This is a genomic window from Halogeometricum sp. S3BR5-2, assembly GCF_031624635.1.
In the GTDB taxonomy this organism is placed as follows: domain Archaea; phylum Halobacteriota; class Halobacteria; order Halobacteriales; family Haloferacaceae; genus Halogeometricum; species Halogeometricum luteum.
Window position 1 is genome coordinate 319,531 of record NZ_JAMQOQ010000001.1, and the last position, 16,112, is coordinate 335,642.

A 16,112-nucleotide genomic window follows, 5' to 3' on the forward strand; every position below is an offset into this window, starting at 1 on the left:
AGTCGTCACATACCTTCTGAGAGTCAGGATAATTTGTACGTTACTCCCCGATAAACGCCCGCCTACGGCCCGGCGACCGGGGGAAATGCGGTCGCGGCCGCCTCAGAGGACGGTGCCGTGCTTCTTGTCGGGGAGGGATTTCTCCACGTCCTCGTAGAACGCGAACCGGCCGGCGAGTTCGGCGCGGAGGTCCGAGGGCGGCACGATTTCGTCGATGACGACTTCGCTCGCCATCCGGTGGGCGTCGATGTCGCGGCGGTACTCCTCGCGGAGTTCGTCCTCGCGTTTCGCCCGTTCGTCGGGGTCGTCGATGTCGTTCAGTTTGTTCGCGTAGACGGCGTTGATGGCCGCCTCCGGACCCATGATCCCGATTTCTCCGGAGGGAAGCGCGAGGACGCTCTCGGGGTCGTAGGCGGGTCCGCCCATCGCGTAGATGCCCGCGCCGTACGCCTTGCGGACGACGACGGTCTGTTTCGGCACCGTCGCCGACGACGTGGCGTAGATGAACTTCTTGCCCTTCTCCAAGATAGCGTCCTCCTCCACCTGCGACCCGGCCATGAACCCCGGCGTGTCGCAGAGGTAGAGGAGCGGAATCTCGTAGGCGTCGCAGGTCCAGATGAACTCCGCGGCCTTCTCGGCGGCGTCGGGGAAGATGGCGCCCGACCGCTGGGCGGGTTGGTTGGCGACGACGCCGACGGGCCGGCCGTCGATGCGCGCGAACGCGGTGACTATCTCCGTCCCGTAGTCGGGCTTGAGTTCGAAGACGGATTCGGCGTCGGCGATTCTGTCCAAGAGGTCGTGGACGTCGTACGGGCGGTTCGGCGCCTCCGGGATGAGTTCGTCGATGCCGTCGGGGGAGTACTTGGGAGGACGCGTCTCCGATTTCGGGGGCTTCTCGCCGGCCTTGTCCGGGAGGTACGTCACCAACTCCGCGACGAGTTCGCGGGCGTGGGCCTCGTCGCGGGCGACCAAGTCGGCGCTGCCGGACTCCTCGGCGTGCATCCGCGCGCCGCCGAGGTCCTGCATATCTATCTGCTCTCCCGTCACCATCTCGACCATGCGCGGGGAGGCGATGGCCATCGCGGACATCCCCTCGACCATGACCGTGAAGTCCGCGAACACGGGGGTGTAGGCCGCGCCGGCGATGCACGGCCCGTAGAGCACGCATATCTGCGGCACCCGCCCCGAGAGCATCGAGTGGTTGTAGTAGTACTTCCCGATTCCCTCCCTGTTCGCGAAGAAGCCCGTCTGCTGGTCGATTCTGCCCCCGGAAGAGTCCATCAGGTACAGCACCGGTTTCCCGCTCTTGAGGGCTCGCTGCTGCATCCGGAGGAACTTCTCGACGCCGTGGCGGGCCATGCTACCGGCCTTCACGGTGAAGTCGTTCGCCATGAAGTGCAGGTCGCGTCCCTCGAACGTCGCCGCGCCCGTGATGAGGCCGTCCGCCGGGAGGCGGTTCCCGTCGTCCGGGTCCTCCACTTCGGGGCTGTCCGGATGCCAGCCGTCGAAGTGGGCGAACTTGCCGTCCTCGAAGGTGACGCCGTCCTCGCCGAACCAGAGGTCGAGTCGGTCGCGGACGAACAGTTTCCCCTGGTCGCCGAGTCGGGCGCGGTACTTCTCCGGACCCCCCTCCAGGATGTCCCGAATCTCCGCGCGCAGTCGCTCCTCGCGTTCGGTCGGCCCCAACTCGTCGTCCAGGGGGTACGCCGCGGTCGGTGCGTCGGCCGTCGCCGCGGGGGCGTCCGCCCCGCCGGCGTACACCTCGACGGCCGAGTCGAGGTGCTGCGCGAGGGCGCTCGCGATGGCGGACGCCTCCTCGTCGGAGGCGTCGGCGCCGATTCGGACCTTCATACCCCGGACTCCGCGGGGGAGTTCAAAATTGTTTTCTATGTAAGATATGCGGGCCGCCGGTCGCTCGGCGGAGCGCCGGCCGTTGGCGCGCCGTCGCCGGTCAGTTCTCGAACGCCGCTTCCAGGTCGTCGACGAACGTCTCGTTGCCGACGTACACCGGCGTCCGGGCGTGTAGGTCGTCCTTCTCGACGTCCATGAGCGACTGCTCGCCGTCGGAGGACCGCCCGCCCGCCGTCTCGACGATGTAGCCGACGGGGTAGCCTTCGAACTGGACGCGGAGTTTCCCCTCCGGGGCGTCCGCGAGCGTCGGGTAGGCGAAGATGCCGCCGTAGGTCATCACCTGGTTCACGTCGCCGATCATCGACCCGCCGTAGCGGAGTTTCATGCTCGGGTCCGACTCAACCTCCTCGGCGTAGGCGGCGAAGTCGTCGACCCAGTCGGGCACCCGGCCGCCGAAGCCGTACACCGTCGGGTCGTCCGGCAGCGACACGTCCTCGCGTATCGTCTCGTAGTCGCCGTCGTCGTGAATTACGTACTCGGTGACCGCGCCGTCGCGCGCGACGACCATCGTCGTCGTCGCGCCGTACAGAACGTAGGCGGCCGCGACCATGTCGTCCCCCGTCGCCGGGAGGGGGGCGTCGTAGACGGCGACGATGGTGCCCATCGTGTTGTTCGGCTTCAGGTTCGAGGAGCCGTCGAGGGGGTCGATACACACCGAGAGGCCGCCCGCGCCGGTGTCGATGACCTCCTCGCGTTCCTCGCTGGCGTACTCGCCGACGCCCGGCAGGTCGCCGAGGCGGTCGCAGAGCATGCCGTCCGCGAAGATGTCCGCCTCCAGCGGCGTCTCACCGGAGGGATTGTCCGTCTCCGCGTACACCCGGCGGCCGGGCAGACCGGCGCGAATCTCCGGGGCCGCGGCGGCGACTGCGTCGATGATCCGCGTGATAGTGGTCGCGTTCGATACCGTTTCCGCCGGGGTGGTGTCTTCCTGCGTAGCCATCGGTTAGAGCGCACCTCCGCGGGTCGGAGCGAAGCGTGCAGTGGGGGAGTCTCGGTGCGGACCGGACGCCGAGGGAGTCGACCGGTCGGGGGATGCGAGGCGTCCGGACGCGGCACCGACGTTCATCAGTTCTGTTTCCGGTCACCGAATATATAAAAGCAGCGTCGTCAGGAATCGCTATACGAATCCTAACTGACGGACAGAAATAGGTTTAGGGGCCCTATTCTCGAACTTGAGGCTTCAGATTCAAATTAACTCGAAGAGTAAATACTTCTTCGGAGCGCGTTCAGTCGAAGCGGGCTCGGGCCGCCTCGCACCACTCGCGGACCCGCCGCTCGTCGAGTTCGAGGGCGTCGGCGACGCTCGCGGGGTCCGCGGTGGCGAGCCGTCGGACCGAGCGGATGCCCGCGTCCGCGAGTCGCGCCGCGTGGTCGTCGTCGACGGCGGCGAGGGCCGTCACGGGCGTCAGTGCGCTTCGCTCGCGCCACGCGGCCTCGTCGTCGGCGTCCCCGCGCGTCCCCTCTCCTTGCCCCGTCTCGCCCGGCTTCGTCGCCCGTTCGCGCCACGCGGCCTCCTCGTCCGTCTCCGCTTCCCGTCCGCCGGCCGGCGTCGACTTCGCCCGCCACTCGGCCTCCTCGTCGCGCGTCGGTTCCTCGGACGCCGTCCCTTCGGCCGCGGCGCGCCACTCGGCCTCCGCGTCGGCCGTCGACTCGGTTCCGGACGCCTCCGAATCCGGCGTTCCGTCGGCGGCCTCCTCGACTTCCTCGGTCCGCTCGCGCCACGCGGATTCGGCGCCCGCCGCGTCGCCCGAACCGTCCGTCTCGGCGGCCGACTCCCCGTCCGCCGCCCACCCCGAGGACGCGGCGACCCACGCGCGTTCGTCGTCGTCGAGTCCGCGCACCTGCGAGGACCGCCGCGAGAGGTCGCCGTCCTCGGAGTCGAACGACCACGACAGCGAGTGCTCGCGCCGTATCTTCGCCGCCACCCCGGGGTGGACGCCGTTCGCGGTCAGGTCGCGGTAGGAGACGCGCTTGCGGGCCAGGTCCTCGACGTCGACGGGGGAATCGCGGAGGGCCGCGGCGGTCTTCGGACCGACGAAGCGCAGGTCCTCGAACGCCTCGGGGACCGTCTCCTCGGACTCCTCGGAGGGCGTCTCCTCCGATTCCTCCTCGTCGGGGACGGTCCACGGGAGGGGAATCTCCCCGTCGTCGTCCGTCGGCGCCGCCGCGCTCCACGACTCGGGGTCGGCCTCGGCCACCGTCCCCCCGTCGTCCTGTCCGGTATCGGCGTCAGTACCGGCGCCGGTGTCGCCCTCCCGGCCGTCGGCCCCCGCGACCCCCTCGGCGTCCCCCCGCTCCGCCGTTCGGTCCTCGGCGCCGTCGCTCCCGTCGGCGCCGTCGCTCCCGTCGGCGGCGTCGTCGCCCTCGCGCCCGCTGTCGGCACCTCGGTTCACGCGTTCACCCGTTGACCCCTACCTTCACGTTCTGCAACTTGAGGGTTTCCGTGCATGTCTGTGTGGAAACAAGTCCTTCGGGAAGCGACTGATACCGCCGTCGGTTCGTCACGTTTAGCACCCGCGGCGGCGACTGAGGTTCATGGACGTTCGTGAGCTATCAGACGTAGGGACGGTCGGCGTCGTCGGCGCCGGGACGATGGGCAACGGCATCGCGCAGGTGGCGGCGACCGCGGGGTACGACGTGGTGATGCGCGACATCGAGGAGGGGTTCGTCGACCGCGGCCTCGACAGCATCGAGGACTCACTCTCCCGGTTCGTGCGCAAGGAGCGACTCTCGCAGGCGGAGGCCGACGACGCCCTCGACCGGGTGCGCGGCACGACGGAGTTGGCCGACCTCGCGGCCGCGGACCTGGTGGTCGAGGCGGCCGTCGAGGAGATGGACGTCAAGCGCGACATCTTCGCGGAGTTGGACGAAATCGTCGACGACGACGTGGTCCTCGCGACGAACACCAGCACCCTCTCCATCACGACCATCGCCGCCGCGACCGGTCGGCCGGAGAAAGTGGTCGGCGTCCACTTCATGAACCCCGTCCCGGTGATGAAGGGCGTCGAAGTCGTCGTCGGGGAGAAGACCGACCCCGCCGTCGTCGAACTCGCCCACGAGTTCTCCGAGGCCCTCGACAAGGAGACGTGGGAGTCCGACGACAAACCCGGGTTCGTCACCAACCGCATCCTGATGCCGTGGATAAACGAGGGTATCCGCGCGTACGACGAGGGCGTCGCCTCGAAGGAGGACATCGACCGCGGGATGACGCTCGGGACGAACGTCCCCATGGGACCGCTGACGCTCGCGGACCACATCGGCCTCGACATCTGTCTGCACGCCTCGCGGACGCTCCACGAGGAACTGGGCGACCGGTACAAGCCGGCGTACCTCCTCAAGCGCAAGGTCGAGGCGGGCGACTTGGGGAAGAAGACGGGTGCGGGGTTCTACGAGTACGACTGACCCGCCCTTACCACGTGCAGTTCGGACAGCGCTTCTCGCCCAACTCTTGAGGGTCGGCCTCCCGTTCCTCGACGGTCGCCAGCACGGACGACTCCGCGCAGGCGAGGATGTCCGTTCGGTGCCACCGTCCCGCCTCGTCGCGTACGACAGTTGTTGTCATACGTTCGAACGACGCTCGCGCGCCCACCAAAGCGTGTCGCCGGCGACGCCTACTCGCCCCCGCCTCGGAGCACCGCCGCGACGACGGCACCGGCGAGGAGGAACAGGAACCCGAGTCCGACGAATCCGAGGGCGAACGCGCGGACGACGGGGAGGACGTCGCCGGCGGCGACGTACGCGAGGCCGGCGGCGAACCAGAACAGGACGGCGACGAACCCGCCGACGAACAGGGCGGTCCGCGGGTCGAGGTAGTCGTCTGCGGGCACAGGTGGACGTTTCGCGCGGAACCCCATTACTGCGCCGCCGCCCCGAGTATCAGCGCTGAGTCTCTGCACGAACGATTTATCTGAGTGACTTTCTTTTCCCCGATCATGATACGGGTCGCGGGGCTCAGGAAGACGTACGGGGGGTTCCCCGCCGTCGTGGGGAGCGACTTCGAGGTGAGCGAGGGGGAGATTTTCGGCGTCGTGGGGCCGAACGGCGCGGGGAAGACGACGACGCTGAAGACGCTCGCCGGACTGATCGAACCGACCGAGGGGACCGTCGAGATAGGCGCCTACGACGCCGGCGACGCGGAGATGCGTCGTCACCTCGGCTTCCTCCCCGAGGAGTCGCCGCTGTACGAGGACATGACCGCGCGGTCGTACCTGCGCTTCTTCGCGGACCTCTACGACGTTCCTCGGGAAGAGGCGACGCGTCGGACCGAGGACACCCTCGACCGACTCGAACTCGAACACAGGGACAGACGGCTGGGCGACATGTCGAAGGGGATGAAGCGGAAGGTGGCCATCGCGCGGTCGCTGGTCAACGACCCCGACCTGCTCATCTACGACGAACCCGCGTCGGGGTTGGACCCGCTGACGACGAACTACGTTCTGGAGTTCACGCGCGAGTTGGCCGAGCGCGGCAAGACCGTCGTGTTCAGCGCGCACAACCTCTATCACGTCGAGAGCGTCTGCGACCGCGTCGTCATCATGAACCGCGGGGAGATAGTCGCTCGCGGCACTGTGCCCGAAATCCGAGAGGAGCACGGCGAGACGACCTACCGCGTGTTCGCGACGGTGCCCGTCGAGGGCTCGGAAGCGACCGACGACGGCCGTTATCTGAGAACCGTCGGCGACATGGCGGCCGTCGAGGCCGTCCGCGTCGAGGCCGAGTTCGCCGGGGGCGGGGTGGCCGACATCCGCACCGACGAACCCAGCCTGGAGGACGTATTCCTCGACATCGCCGGCCGGCCGCCCGCGGCGCGCGAGGACGGACGGGGGCGCGCGGACTCCGCCGCGGCCGCGCGGGCCGACGGCGGGCGAGAAGGCGAGCGCACGGATAGCGGCGACGACCGGGGGACGTGGTGAGTCGGTCGCTCGCGGAGCGACTCCGCGCGGTCCGCCGCATCGCCCGCTGGGAGGTGTCCCGTTTGGCGGGGACGCTCGACCGCCGGACGCTCGGACTCGCCCTCGTCGCCCTCGTCCTCGCCGGCGGCGTCGCCAGCGCGGGCGCCCTCTCGGGCGGCGTCGCCCTCGACCGGGACATCTACCGCGTCGGCGTCGACGCGGACAGTCCGTACTACGGCCCCGTCGTCGCCTCGCCGGCGCTCGACCCGCAACCGGCGGACGCGAGTCGGATGGACGAGATGGACCTGTTCGTCGGTCAGGGGTACATCGCCGCGGACGACTCCCAGAAGAGCAGGGCCGCGCTCGCGGAACTGAACGACGCCGTCCGGCGGTACAACACCCGGACGATGGCGGCCGAGGAGAACCGAACGGCGGCGTTCCCCGTCGTCGTCTCCCTGGAGTACGCCTCGCGGACGTCGTCGCTGCCGGCGGGCGCGACGGCCGGCGGCGAGTCCGGAGGGGCGGGCGGAACCGACGGCGTCGCCTCCGGCAACTCGGGCGGCGCTTCGGGCGGTTCGAGCGGTTCGAGCGAAACGGGCGGCGACGCGGCCTCCGAGGACGGATCTGTGGTCGGTGGAGCGAACGGTGGGCCGACGGGGGTCTCGGGTTCCGCCGACTCCGACGACTCGCTGTCGGTTCCCTCGCTCGGCGGCGTCGACCCGTTCGCCTCGGGGTCGACCGGGTCGCCGGCCGACATCCGGCCGCCGTTCCCCTTCGCCTCCCTCGTCCTCGCGTTCGCCTTCCTCGTGCCGATGAACTTCGTCGTGCAGGCCTACGGCGGGACGATGCTGAACGAGCGCATCAACCGCCGCGGCGAACTGCTCCTCGTCGCGCCCGTCTCGCCGGGCGACATCGTCCTCGGGAAGACGCTGCCGTACCTCGCCGCCGTCGTCGGCATCACGGCGGCCATCGCACTCGCCGTCGGGGGCGGCCTCGTCTCCATCGCGGCGGTGCTGCCAATCGGCCTCGTCTTCCTCGGCGCGACGTTCGTCGGCGCGATGTTCGCGCGGTCGTTCAAGGAACTCACGTTCGTCACCGTCGCGGTGTCGGTGTTTCTCACCTCCTACACCTTTGTCCCGGCCATCTTCACGCAGGTGACGCCCGTGGCGCTCATCTCGCCGCTCACGCTCGTCGTGCGCGACTTGGGTGCTCAGCCGGTGAGCCTCGGGGAGTACCTGTTCTCGACGGGGCCGTTCTTCCTCTGCGGCGTCGCCCTGTTCGCCCTCGGCGCGGGCGTCTACCGCGAGGAGGACATGTTCACCCAGCGGCCGGTGCCGCTGAAGTTCCTCGACGCCCTCGACGCGCGCGTCACTCGGCCGCGGGACGCCGCCGTCGTCTCCGCGGTGTCGATTCCGTTCGTCTTCGCCGCGGAACTGCTCGCCATCGCCGTGCTGTTCGTCCTGCCCGTCGCGCTCACGGTGCCGACGATGCTCCTCCTCGTCGCCCTCATCGAGGAGGCGGCCAAGAGCCTGCACGTCTTCGCGGCGTTCGAGAAGTCCCGCTTCGAGCGGACGCTCCCGACGGCGCTCCGACTCGGCGCGCTCTCCGGCCTGGGCTTCTTCGTCGGCGAGAAGTTCACCGCCGTCGCGCAACTCATCGGCCTCCAGCAACTCGAACTCGGGCGGACGGTTCTCGCCCCCGCGGGCGTCGACGCCGGCGCCCTCGGCGGCGCGGGTGCGGGCGCGGCGCCGGGCGCCGCGGGCCTTCTCCTCGCCGTCGGCCTCCTGCTCGCTCCGCTCGCACTCCACGCCGTCACGGCGGGCATCTCCGCCGTCGGCGCCTCGCGCGGGAAGCGTTCCTACGCCGCGGCGTTCCTCGTCGCGGTGGCGGTTCACGCCGCCTACAACTACACGGTGGTGAGTTTCCTTGGGTGACCCCCGCGTCACCGTCGCGCGGCGCGAACTCGCCTCGCTCGGCGAGGAGAAGACCATCGTGCTGGCGCTGGTGTTACAGCTGTTCATCGCGGCGTTCTCGTCGTTCCTCGTCGTCGGCCTCGTCTCGCTGTACGACCCCGGCGAGATGGGCGGGTACGAGGTGGACGTGGCGATAGCGGGCGACGCGACGGACGAACTCGTCGCCGCCGCCGACGGGGTGACGGGCGTGGACTCGCACGTCTATCCAGACGCCGCGGCCGCGACTGACGCCTTCGAGCGGCCGTCGGAGACCGGAATCGACGCGGTGCTGATAGGCGAGGTCCGCGACGGCAGAGTGTACGTGTCGGCGACGGTGCCGGACGGGAACGTCCAGACCACCGTCGTCGTCGTGCAGTTGCGCGACGTGCTCAGAAACCTCGAAACGGCCGAGCGGACCGACCGCGCGGCGTGGCTGTCGTCGCTTCCGGTCGACCTGCCGCCGGAGACGCGCTCCAGTCCGTACTACGGCTTCACCTACACCGTGCTGGTGCCGCTCCTCCTCTTTCTCCCGGTGTTCATCAGCGGCTCCCTGACCGTGGACTCGCTGGCCGAGGAGCGAGAGCGCGGGACGCTGGAACTGCTCCGGGTCGCTCCCGTCTCCCTGCGCGAAATCGTCGACGGCAAACTGCTCGCCGCGGCGGCGCTGGCGCCCGCGCAGGCGGCGCTGTGGGTCGTCCTCCTCGGGTTCAACGGGACGCGCGTGGCGAACCCGCTCGCGCTCCTGGCGCTCGTGGCGGCGCTGTCTGCGCTGGTCTGCTCGCTCGGGGCGGCCGTCGCCCTGCTCTCGCCGGAGCGACGCTCGGCGCAGTTCCTCTACTCGATAGGGGTACTGTTCGTCTTCGGCGGCACGGCGCTGTTCCCGAACAACCCGGTGAACACCGCCGCGCGCCTCGCCATCGGGAGCGCGGACGCCTCGTCGTGGGTCGTCGTCGCCGCCTACGTCGTCGTCGGCGTCGGCGTCTACGTCGCGCTCAGGCGGCTCGTCGGCGACGTGGACGCGAACGCGCTCTGAGCCGCGCGCGACTTCGACTCTCTTTTCCTCGCGGATGCGGGCGGACGGGTAGGGAAAAGCGGAACGCACACAAGCCCGGAGTGCGCACCCCCGTGCATGGGAATCGGAGGGACGGCGAAGAAGCTCCAGAAGGTGGCCGAGATGGCCGAGGACGTGTACGCTCGACTGAACGAACTGCGCGACCAACTCGCGGAGATGCGCGAGACGGCGCAGGCGACGAAGGCGCGCGTGGACCGACTCGAAGTCGAGAACGCCGAGCAGCGCGCCCTGCTGGAGGCCCTCGCGGAGCGTGAGGGTATCGACGTCGAGAGCGTCACCGCCAACGCCCACATCGCCGAGGCGGAGACGGCCGGGTCGGACGCCGCGAGCGACGACCTGACCGGCGAGGCGGCGACGGACGCCGGGACGAACGAGGAGATACCCGTCGACGAGGACGACGCGACTGGGACGAACGGCTCGAACTGACGCCGGACGACGCGGACCCCTTCTCGCGGCCGACCGGCGCTCGTCAGCGGGAACGCCGTCGACCGTCCGCCGCCCATCGCCCGCCGCCCGCCGCCCGACGCCCGGATGGGAACTTTGAGGTACTGGGGCAACATTTGCCAGCGCATGACAACGCACCGGGAACCGCTCGCCTCGGTCCTCGACGCCGTGGGCGAGACGCCCCTCGTCCGCGTCCACGCCTCCCCCGACGAGGTACCCGTCTACGCCAAACTGGAGTCGTTCAACCCCGGCGCGAGCGTCAAGGACCGCATCGGGAAGTACATGCTCGAACGCATGCTCGAAGACGGGACGCTCCCCGAGGGCGGCACCATCGTCGAACCGACGGCCGGCAACACCGGCATCGGCTTCGCCCTCGCGGCCGGGCAACTCGGTATCGAGGCGGTGTTCGTCGTCCCCGAGCGCTTCAGCGTCGAGAAGCAGCAACTCATGCGCGCCCTCGGCGCGACGGTCATCAACACGCCCAGCGAGGACGGCATGGGCGGCGCCATCGACCGGGCGCACGCCGTCGCCGCGGAGACGGACGACGCCGTCGTCCCCCAGCAGTTCTCGAACCCGCTGAACGTCGAGGCGCACTACGCGACCACCGGTCCCGAAATCTACGACGCCCTCGACGGCGAGGTGGGCGCCGTCGTCGCCGGGTGCGGTACCGCGGGGACGCTGATGGGTATCGCGAAGTACGCCCTCGAACGTGACTCCGACACCCGCGTCGTCGCCGTCGAACCCGAGGGGTCGCTGTACGGAACGCTGAAGGGCGACGAGGAGGAGGAGGGGGCGTACAAGACCGAGGGCATCGGCACGCACGACCCCGCGACGAACGAACTGTTCGACCCCGAACTCGTCGACAGGGTGGTGCAGATTTCCGACCGGGACGCCCACAGGGAGGTGCAGCGACTCGCCCGCGAGGAGGGCCACCTCGTCGCCTCCTCGGCCGCCGCGGCGAGTCTCGCCGCGCGCGACGCGGCCGAGCGAATCCGCGACGGCGCGGTGGACGCGCCGCACGATTCGGTCGCCACGGTGTTCCCCGACTCCAGCGAGCGATACCTCTCGAAGGGAATCTACGGCGACTTCGAGTCCTGGGAGGGATGAGGCGTCGCGGGTGAGTCGCGGGTCGCGGCGCCGTCCGTTCTCTTCTCCGCTCCGCTCAGCCGAGGAGCCGCGAGTGCTCGACTTTCATGCACTTATCCTGCACGAACGCGAGGCCGGCCTCGCGCGCCCGTTCGCCCGCCTCGTCGTCCGTGATTCCGAGTTGGAGCCACACCGAGCGCACGTCCCCGACTGACTCGTGGCGCTCGATCGCGGCGTCGACGATGTCGCCCGCCTCCTCGCTCGGGCGGAACACGTCCACGAGGTCGATTTCGACGTCCTCGGGCACGTCCGCGAGCGAGTCGTACGCCGTCTCGCCGAGAACCTCGTCGGCGAACGGGTTGACCGGAATCACGCGGTAGCCGTGTCGCTGAAGGTACGCGGGGATGTCGTGGGCCGCCTTCCCCTCGGTCGTCGAACAGCCGACGACGGCGACGGTGTCGGCGTCGAGCATCTCTCTGAGGTCGTCGTCGCTCACCATGCCCGGAGGGAGGCGGTCCGCGGCAAAAAGTCCGCCGTCGGCGCGGGTGCGGCGTCCGTACCCGAGGTCAGAGACGAGGAGGCCGGGGGTCGGTCAGTCGGACGCGAGCCGAATCCGCGGTTCGCCGTCCTCGGAGGTGGTGACGATGCCGTCGAACAACTGCTTGAGCGTGTTCATCGTCTTGTCGTCGTGCGCGCTGGCGTCGATGGCGAACAGGCCGAGACCCTCGACGCTCTGGATGCGCCCGGTGAAGACGTGCAGGAAGCGAAACACCGTCTGGAGGTCGGCGTACATCAGGAGCGTCGACAGCGAGTGGAGCATGATGCGGTTCTGCTCGATGTTTCTGTCCTGATAGAACGCCTGCAGGAACTCGGAGAGTTTGATACCGATGCCGGTCATGTCGACGGGCGAGGATGTGTACTTGATGCGGTCGTCGTCGCGGATGTCGTTGACGCCCTGCTGGCGCGTCACGCAGTCGACGACGGCGACGGGTTTCCCCTCGTAGGGGGTGCGTTTCTCGAAGTCCGAGAGGACGCGTTTGGCTCCGTCCTTCGTGGTGACGATGATGGCGCCGTCGCCGTCGCTGGCGCCGTGCGCGAGGATATCGAGCGCGAGCGAACGCTTCCCCGTGAGCGGCGGTCCGCTGATGAGGAGGTTCGTCCCCGGCGGGACCTCGGCATCGAGCGCCGGCGAGAGGTCATACATGCGGGTGCCTCTGCGTCGGCCGACCGACTGGTGGTTCGTTTCCGGGGGGTGTGACCTCACCGAGAGCCATAGACGATGTAATGATACCGTGAGCCGATATTATTCTTTTTGATTTGATGACCATCTGGTTCGAGTGATATGCTCCCGTGCTGTCGAATGGGACGGCGAGGTTTTCCGTTCCGCTCGTCTCGTGATAACATCATACCGGGGCGCCCGTCATAAACACCCGGCCCGCGATGAACGCCGCCGTGGCGAGCAGCATTCCGCGCTTGAGGCGACGCTGTGCGACCGCGGGGTCCGAGAACGACCGGACGCACGCGGCCAGCATCAGGAGGTCCGCGGGGACGACTAGGGCGAGGTAGGCGAGGCCGAATCCGCTCTCCAGATACGGGAGGACGCTGGCCGCCGTCGCGACGACCATCGCCGCGAGGCCGACGCCGAGGGCGACGCGTTCGCCGGCGACGATGGGGAGCGTCCGCAGTCCCTCCTCCCTGTCGCCCGCGAGGTCCTCGACGTCCTTGACGACTTCTCTCGTGAACGTCGCCAGCGCGGCGAGGCCGAACAGCACGAGGACGCTCCGGTTCAGGGGGTCGCCCACCGCCGCGGCGCCGAACAGGAACGTCGACCCGGTGAGGTAGCCGACGACGACGTTGCCCACGCCGGGCAGCCCCTTGAAGTACTCCGTGTAGGCGACGAGAGCGAGCAGGTTCACCACCGCGATGCCGAGCGCTTCGAGGGGGAGCAGCGCCGCGCAGACGACGGCGCCGAGGAACAGGGCAACGCTGAACGCTAAGGCGCCGCGCGAACTCACCGCGCCGCGCGGGATGGGCCGGTCCGGTCGGTTGATGGCGTCTATCTCCCGGTCGAAGTAGTCGTTCACCGCGTTGCCCGCGCCCGTGGCGAACACCGTCGCCAGCACCGCCGCGGCGACGCGGAACGGCGAGGCGAACAGGCCCGCCGCGACGAACGACCCGGTGAACGTCAGGACGCCCGCCGAGAGGGTGTTGCCGGGACGCGTGAGGTCGAGCAGTCCTCGGGCCGTCCCGGTCGACGCCGCGGACGTCGCGTCCGGCGGCGCGCCTTCGGACGCCGCCGCGTCGCCCCTGTCGGCGGACTCGGACTCCCCGGCGGGTGGCATACGCGGAACGTCCCCGTCCCGCGATGATAAATGGCGCGGAGTCGGCGGGTTCGCCGAACGGAATCCGTGGGTTTAAATTACACCGCGTCGGTACGAATGAGTGAGGGCGCTTAGCTCAGTCTGGACAGAGTGCTTGGCTTCGGACCAAGTTGCCACGGGTTCAAATCCTGTAGCGCCCACTTCTCTGCGACGAACGGAGTGAGGAGCGAGAAGTGTACCGCGAAGGATTCGAACCAGCGAGCAGCTCCGCTGCGAGTGGAGTTCAAATCCTGTAGCGCCCACGATTCTTCCGCGGAAAACACGAATTCCCCGTCTCTTGCGCCGGCGTTCGGCGCTACGTCTCCGGGTCGTACTCCTCGTCGGTGACGTGTTCCAGCCACTCGACGGCCTCGCCGTCCTGTTCCTCCTGAATCGCGATGTGCGTCATCGCCTTCTCCGGCGTCGCGCCGTGCCAGTGTTTCTCGCCCGGCGGGAACCAGACGACGTCGCCCGCTCGAATCCGCTCGATATCGCCGCCCTCCCGTTGGACGAGACCACAGCCGCTCGTCACGACCAGTCGCTGACCGAGCGGGTGGGTGTGCCACGCGGTTCGCGCGCCGGGCTCGAACGTCACGCTCGCCGCCGCCGCGCGGGCCTCGTCCTGCGAACCGAACAGGGGGTCGATTCGGGCGTTTCCGGTGAAGTACTCGTCGGGTCCGTCGCTCGACGGGCGTGCGCAGTCGTTCGTTATCTCCATGTGCGATATCCGATTTGACGCCACCCGACTTGGATTCGATGCTATCTGGAAACCCCGTTTATACGCTCACCGAGTCGAGCGGGGTGCGAAGAATCGGTGACCGAACGAGAACGGGGAGAGAGGAGAACTGCCGTCGAGACCGAGGCTACGGCTGGACGTGACGACCGTCGGCTCCCTCTGGGTCGCGGTGAACCGCTCGGGGGCGAAGGCCTTCGAGACGACGTCCGCCAGTTCGATGGTGAGTTGGTAGACGTCCTTGCCGCTCGCGCGCCCGAGCGGAGCCGTCTCGACGACTTCGTCGAGCGCCGAGAGGTCCTCCTCGGAGGCGTCGTCGTCGGGGTCGAGGTAGACGACGAACACGCGGGAGTTCCCCTCGTGACAGAGCCCGTGCACGCACTCAACTTGGTCCGACGGGAGCGACTCCGCGAGGCTGACGAACGGGAGCGAGGGCGACCGGATGACGAACTCCGTGGTGAGGTCATGGGGAGGCCATAGACTTCATCCGAAGTTGACTCATCGGTCCCTCGCCCCCGGTTTCGGCCGTCTCACGGTGCGAGCGACCGTTCGGCGGCAGGCTGGCGGCGCGAATCAGGTCCGTCCCGGCGCCCGTCTCGAATCGGGGACGAGGGTCAGTCGGCCGTCGACGCCGACCCCTCGCCCGGTTCCGACCCCTCGTCCATCCGGGAGAACAGCGTCGCCAGCGCCGGCCCCGAAACGTTGTGCCAGACGCTGAACAGCGCGGGGACGAGCGCCGCACTCGCGCCGAAGTGCGCCGTCGCCAGGGCGACGGCCAGCCCGCTGTTCTGCAGTCCGACCTCGAAGGCGCAGGTCCGAGCGCGGTCCTCGGACATCCCGCTGGCGCGCCCGATGCCGTAGCCCGACCTGAGGCCGAGGCCGTTGTGCAGGACGACGGCGAGGAAGACGACGAGGCCCGCCGAGAGGATGGTCGTCACGTTCAGTCCGACGACGGCGGCGATGATGGCGACGATGGCGACGACGCTCACGGCCGGAAAGATGGAGACGCCCGCCCGAGCGACGGCCGGCGCGTACCGGTCGAGGACGTACCGCAGGAGCAGTCCACCGACGACGGGCAGGAGGACCACCTGCACGATGGAGGTAGCCATCTCCGCGAACGTGACCGAGATGGACTCGCCCGCGAGCAGGACTATCCACGCCGGCATCACCACCGGCGCCGCGACGGTGGTCACCGAGGTGATGGTCACCGACAGCGCCACGTCGCCGCGCCCGAGGTAGGTCATCACGTTCGAGGCGGTGCCGCCCGGCGCCGCGCCGACGAGAACCAGTCCGACGCCTATCTCCGGCGGCAACCCGAGGAGGGCGACGAGGCCGTAGGCGAAGAGCGGCATCAACAGCCACTGGCTGGCCGCGCCGACGAACACGTCCCGCGGGCGTTCGACGACTCGGCGGAAGTCCGCGGGCGTCAGCGTCAGTCCCATCCCGAGCATGATGACTCCCAAGAGCGGCGTGATGTACGGCGCGATGGGGGTGAACGTCTCCGGCGAGTACAGCGCCAGCGGCGCCACCGCGACCACCCAGAGGACGAAGTACTCGCTCGTGAAGTCGCCGACCCGTTCCAGCGTCGTCTGCAGGCTCATCTGTCGGTCACCGAGGGAGCCGTTCCGCGGGCCGACGCATCAAGACTCGGCTTGCTGAAAA

Annotated in this window: 17 protein-coding genes and 1 tRNA gene; 7 read left to right on the forward strand and 11 right to left on the reverse strand. The window is 69.1% G+C overall.

Annotated features, from left to right (window positions below; genetic code table 11):
• Nucleotides 1–102: 102 nt before the first annotated feature.
• The 3 genes from NDI79_RS01560 to NDI79_RS01570 all read right to left on the reverse strand — a co-directional run bounded on the left by NDI79_RS01560 (nt 103) and on the right by NDI79_RS01570 (nt 4,304).
• On the reverse strand, nt 103–1,851 hold the full coding sequence (locus tag NDI79_RS01560; protein WP_310926692.1) for an acyl-CoA carboxylase subunit beta: 1,749 nt from the start codon (nt 1,849–1,851) through the stop codon (nt 103–105).
• 100 nt (nt 1,852–1,951) lie between these two features.
• Nucleotides 1,952–2,851, reverse strand: coding sequence for a class 1 fructose-bisphosphatase (locus NDI79_RS01565; RefSeq protein ID WP_310926693.1), 900 nt, complete (start codon nt 2,849–2,851; stop codon nt 1,952–1,954).
• A gap of 286 nt (nt 2,852–3,137) precedes the next feature.
• Nucleotides 3,138–4,304 carry a DUF7409 domain-containing protein gene (locus tag NDI79_RS01570; protein ID WP_310926694.1) on the reverse strand — a complete coding sequence of 389 codons (1,167 nt, stop codon included), beginning with the start codon at nt 4,302–4,304 and terminating at the stop codon, nt 3,138–3,140.
• A gap of 142 nt (nt 4,305–4,446) precedes the next feature.
• Here NDI79_RS01570 and NDI79_RS01575 point away from each other — a divergent pair, with 142 nt between their 5' ends.
• A complete protein-coding gene (locus NDI79_RS01575) occupies nt 4,447–5,313 on the forward strand; it encodes a 3-hydroxyacyl-CoA dehydrogenase family protein (protein WP_310926695.1) in 867 nt (288 codons plus the stop codon).
• Between the two features lie 7 nt (nt 5,314–5,320).
• Here the strand turns inward: NDI79_RS01575 and NDI79_RS01580 are convergent, their stop codons facing one another.
• Both NDI79_RS01580 and NDI79_RS01585 read right to left on the reverse strand, forming a co-directional pair.
• Complete coding sequence (locus NDI79_RS01580) at nt 5,321–5,473, reverse strand: hypothetical protein (RefSeq protein ID WP_310926696.1); 153 nt, start codon at nt 5,471–5,473, stop codon at nt 5,321–5,323.
• 49 nt (nt 5,474–5,522) lie between these two features.
• A complete protein-coding gene (locus NDI79_RS01585) occupies nt 5,523–5,738 on the reverse strand; it encodes a hypothetical protein (protein WP_310926697.1) in 216 nt (71 codons plus the stop codon).
• 105 nt (nt 5,739–5,843) lie between these two features.
• Between NDI79_RS01585 and NDI79_RS01590 the strand changes: the two genes are divergently transcribed.
• The 5 genes from NDI79_RS01590 (at nt 5,844) to NDI79_RS01610 (ending at nt 11,378) form a co-directional block, all read left to right on the forward strand.
• Nucleotides 5,844–6,824: an ABC transporter ATP-binding protein gene (locus NDI79_RS01590; RefSeq protein ID WP_310926698.1), complete on the forward strand. Its 981-nt coding sequence runs from the start codon at nt 5,844–5,846 to the stop codon at nt 6,822–6,824.
• Nucleotides 6,821–8,737 (forward strand): ABC transporter permease family protein, encoded by a 1,917-nt coding sequence (locus NDI79_RS01595; protein ID WP_310926699.1) that lies wholly within the window; start codon nt 6,821–6,823, stop codon nt 8,735–8,737. Before NDI79_RS01590 ends, NDI79_RS01595 begins: the two co-directional genes overlap by 4 nt.
• Nucleotides 8,730–9,788, forward strand: a complete 1,059-nt coding sequence (locus NDI79_RS01600; protein ID WP_310926700.1) for an ABC transporter permease — start codon at nt 8,730–8,732, stop codon at nt 9,786–9,788. The genes NDI79_RS01595 and NDI79_RS01600 overlap by 8 nt, the downstream gene beginning before the upstream one ends.
• Nucleotides 9,789–9,884: 96 nt before the next feature.
• The gene (locus tag NDI79_RS01605; protein ID WP_310926701.1) at nt 9,885–10,253 is read left to right on the forward strand and encodes a DUF5798 family protein; all 369 of its coding nucleotides are present in this window, start codon (nt 9,885–9,887) and stop codon (nt 10,251–10,253) included.
• A gap of 144 nt (nt 10,254–10,397) precedes the next feature.
• A complete protein-coding gene (locus NDI79_RS01610; protein WP_310926702.1) occupies nt 10,398–11,378 on the forward strand; it encodes a PLP-dependent cysteine synthase family protein in 981 nt (326 codons plus the stop codon).
• 55 nt (nt 11,379–11,433) lie between these two features.
• Here NDI79_RS01610 and NDI79_RS01615 read toward each other — a convergent pair whose 3' ends face one another.
• The 3 genes from NDI79_RS01615 to NDI79_RS01625 form a co-directional block, all read right to left on the reverse strand.
• Nucleotides 11,434–11,856 (reverse strand): CoA-binding protein, encoded by a 423-nt coding sequence (locus tag NDI79_RS01615; RefSeq protein WP_310926703.1) that lies wholly within the window; start codon nt 11,854–11,856, stop codon nt 11,434–11,436.
• 93 nt (nt 11,857–11,949) lie between these two features.
• Nucleotides 11,950–12,561, reverse strand: a complete 612-nt coding sequence (locus NDI79_RS01620) for an RAD55 family ATPase (RefSeq protein WP_310926704.1) — start codon at nt 12,559–12,561, stop codon at nt 11,950–11,952.
• A 199-nt stretch (nt 12,562–12,760) separates the two neighbouring features.
• Complete coding sequence (locus NDI79_RS01625; protein WP_310926705.1) at nt 12,761–13,699, reverse strand: geranylgeranylglycerol-phosphate geranylgeranyltransferase; 939 nt, start codon at nt 13,697–13,699, stop codon at nt 12,761–12,763.
• Nucleotides 13,700–13,803: 104 nt separating this feature from the next.
• On the opposite strand from NDI79_RS01625, the gene NDI79_RS01630 reads away from it, so the two are divergent.
• Nucleotides 13,804–13,878 (forward strand) — tRNA-Arg (locus NDI79_RS01630).
• A gap of 155 nt (nt 13,879–14,033) precedes the next feature.
• On the opposite strand, the gene NDI79_RS01635 is transcribed toward NDI79_RS01630, so the two are convergent.
• The 3 genes from NDI79_RS01635 to NDI79_RS01645 all read right to left on the reverse strand — a co-directional run bounded on the left by NDI79_RS01635 (nt 14,034) and on the right by NDI79_RS01645 (nt 16,051).
• On the reverse strand, nt 14,034–14,435 hold the full coding sequence (locus tag NDI79_RS01635; RefSeq protein ID WP_310926706.1) for a (R)-mandelonitrile lyase: 402 nt from the start codon (nt 14,433–14,435) through the stop codon (nt 14,034–14,036).
• 66 nt (nt 14,436–14,501) lie between these two features.
• Nucleotides 14,502–14,828 carry a hypothetical protein gene (locus tag NDI79_RS01640; protein ID WP_310926707.1) on the reverse strand — a complete coding sequence of 109 codons (327 nt, stop codon included), beginning with the start codon at nt 14,826–14,828 and terminating at the stop codon, nt 14,502–14,504.
• Between the two features lie 236 nt (nt 14,829–15,064).
• Nucleotides 15,065–16,051: a bile acid:sodium symporter family protein gene (locus tag NDI79_RS01645; protein WP_310926708.1), complete on the reverse strand. Its 987-nt coding sequence runs from the start codon at nt 16,049–16,051 to the stop codon at nt 15,065–15,067.
• Between the last annotated feature and the right edge of the window lie 61 nt (nt 16,052–16,112).

Coding starts and splice junctions, on each gene's coding strand:
- NDI79_RS01620 (WP_310926704.1), bottom strand. CDS start 12,561: ATGTATGACCTCTCGCCGGCGCTCGATGCCGAGGTCCCGCCGGGGACG.
- NDI79_RS01610 (WP_310926702.1), top strand. CDS start 10,398: ATGACAACGCACCGGGAACCGCTCGCCTCGGTCCTCGACGCCGTGGGC.
- NDI79_RS01560 (WP_310926692.1), bottom strand. CDS start 1,851: ATGAAGGTCCGAATCGGCGCCGACGCCTCCGACGAGGAGGCGTCCGCC.
- NDI79_RS01625 (WP_310926705.1), bottom strand. CDS start 13,699: ATGCCACCCGCCGGGGAGTCCGAGTCCGCCGACAGGGGCGACGCGGCG.
- NDI79_RS01590 (WP_310926698.1), top strand. CDS start 5,844: ATGATACGGGTCGCGGGGCTCAGGAAGACGTACGGGGGGTTCCCCGCC.
- NDI79_RS01615 (WP_310926703.1), bottom strand. CDS start 11,856: ATGGTGAGCGACGACGACCTCAGAGAGATGCTCGACGCCGACACCGTC.
- NDI79_RS01605 (WP_310926701.1), top strand. CDS start 9,885: ATGGGAATCGGAGGGACGGCGAAGAAGCTCCAGAAGGTGGCCGAGATG.
- NDI79_RS01565 (WP_310926693.1), bottom strand. CDS start 2,851: ATGGCTACGCAGGAAGACACCACCCCGGCGGAAACGGTATCGAACGCG.
- NDI79_RS01645 (WP_310926708.1), bottom strand. CDS start 16,051: ATGAGCCTGCAGACGACGCTGGAACGGGTCGGCGACTTCACGAGCGAG.
- NDI79_RS01580 (WP_310926696.1), bottom strand. CDS start 5,473: ATGACAACAACTGTCGTACGCGACGAGGCGGGACGGTGGCACCGAACG.
- NDI79_RS01635 (WP_310926706.1), bottom strand. CDS start 14,435: ATGGAGATAACGAACGACTGCGCACGCCCGTCGAGCGACGGACCCGAC.
- NDI79_RS01575 (WP_310926695.1), top strand. CDS start 4,447: ATGGACGTTCGTGAGCTATCAGACGTAGGGACGGTCGGCGTCGTCGGC.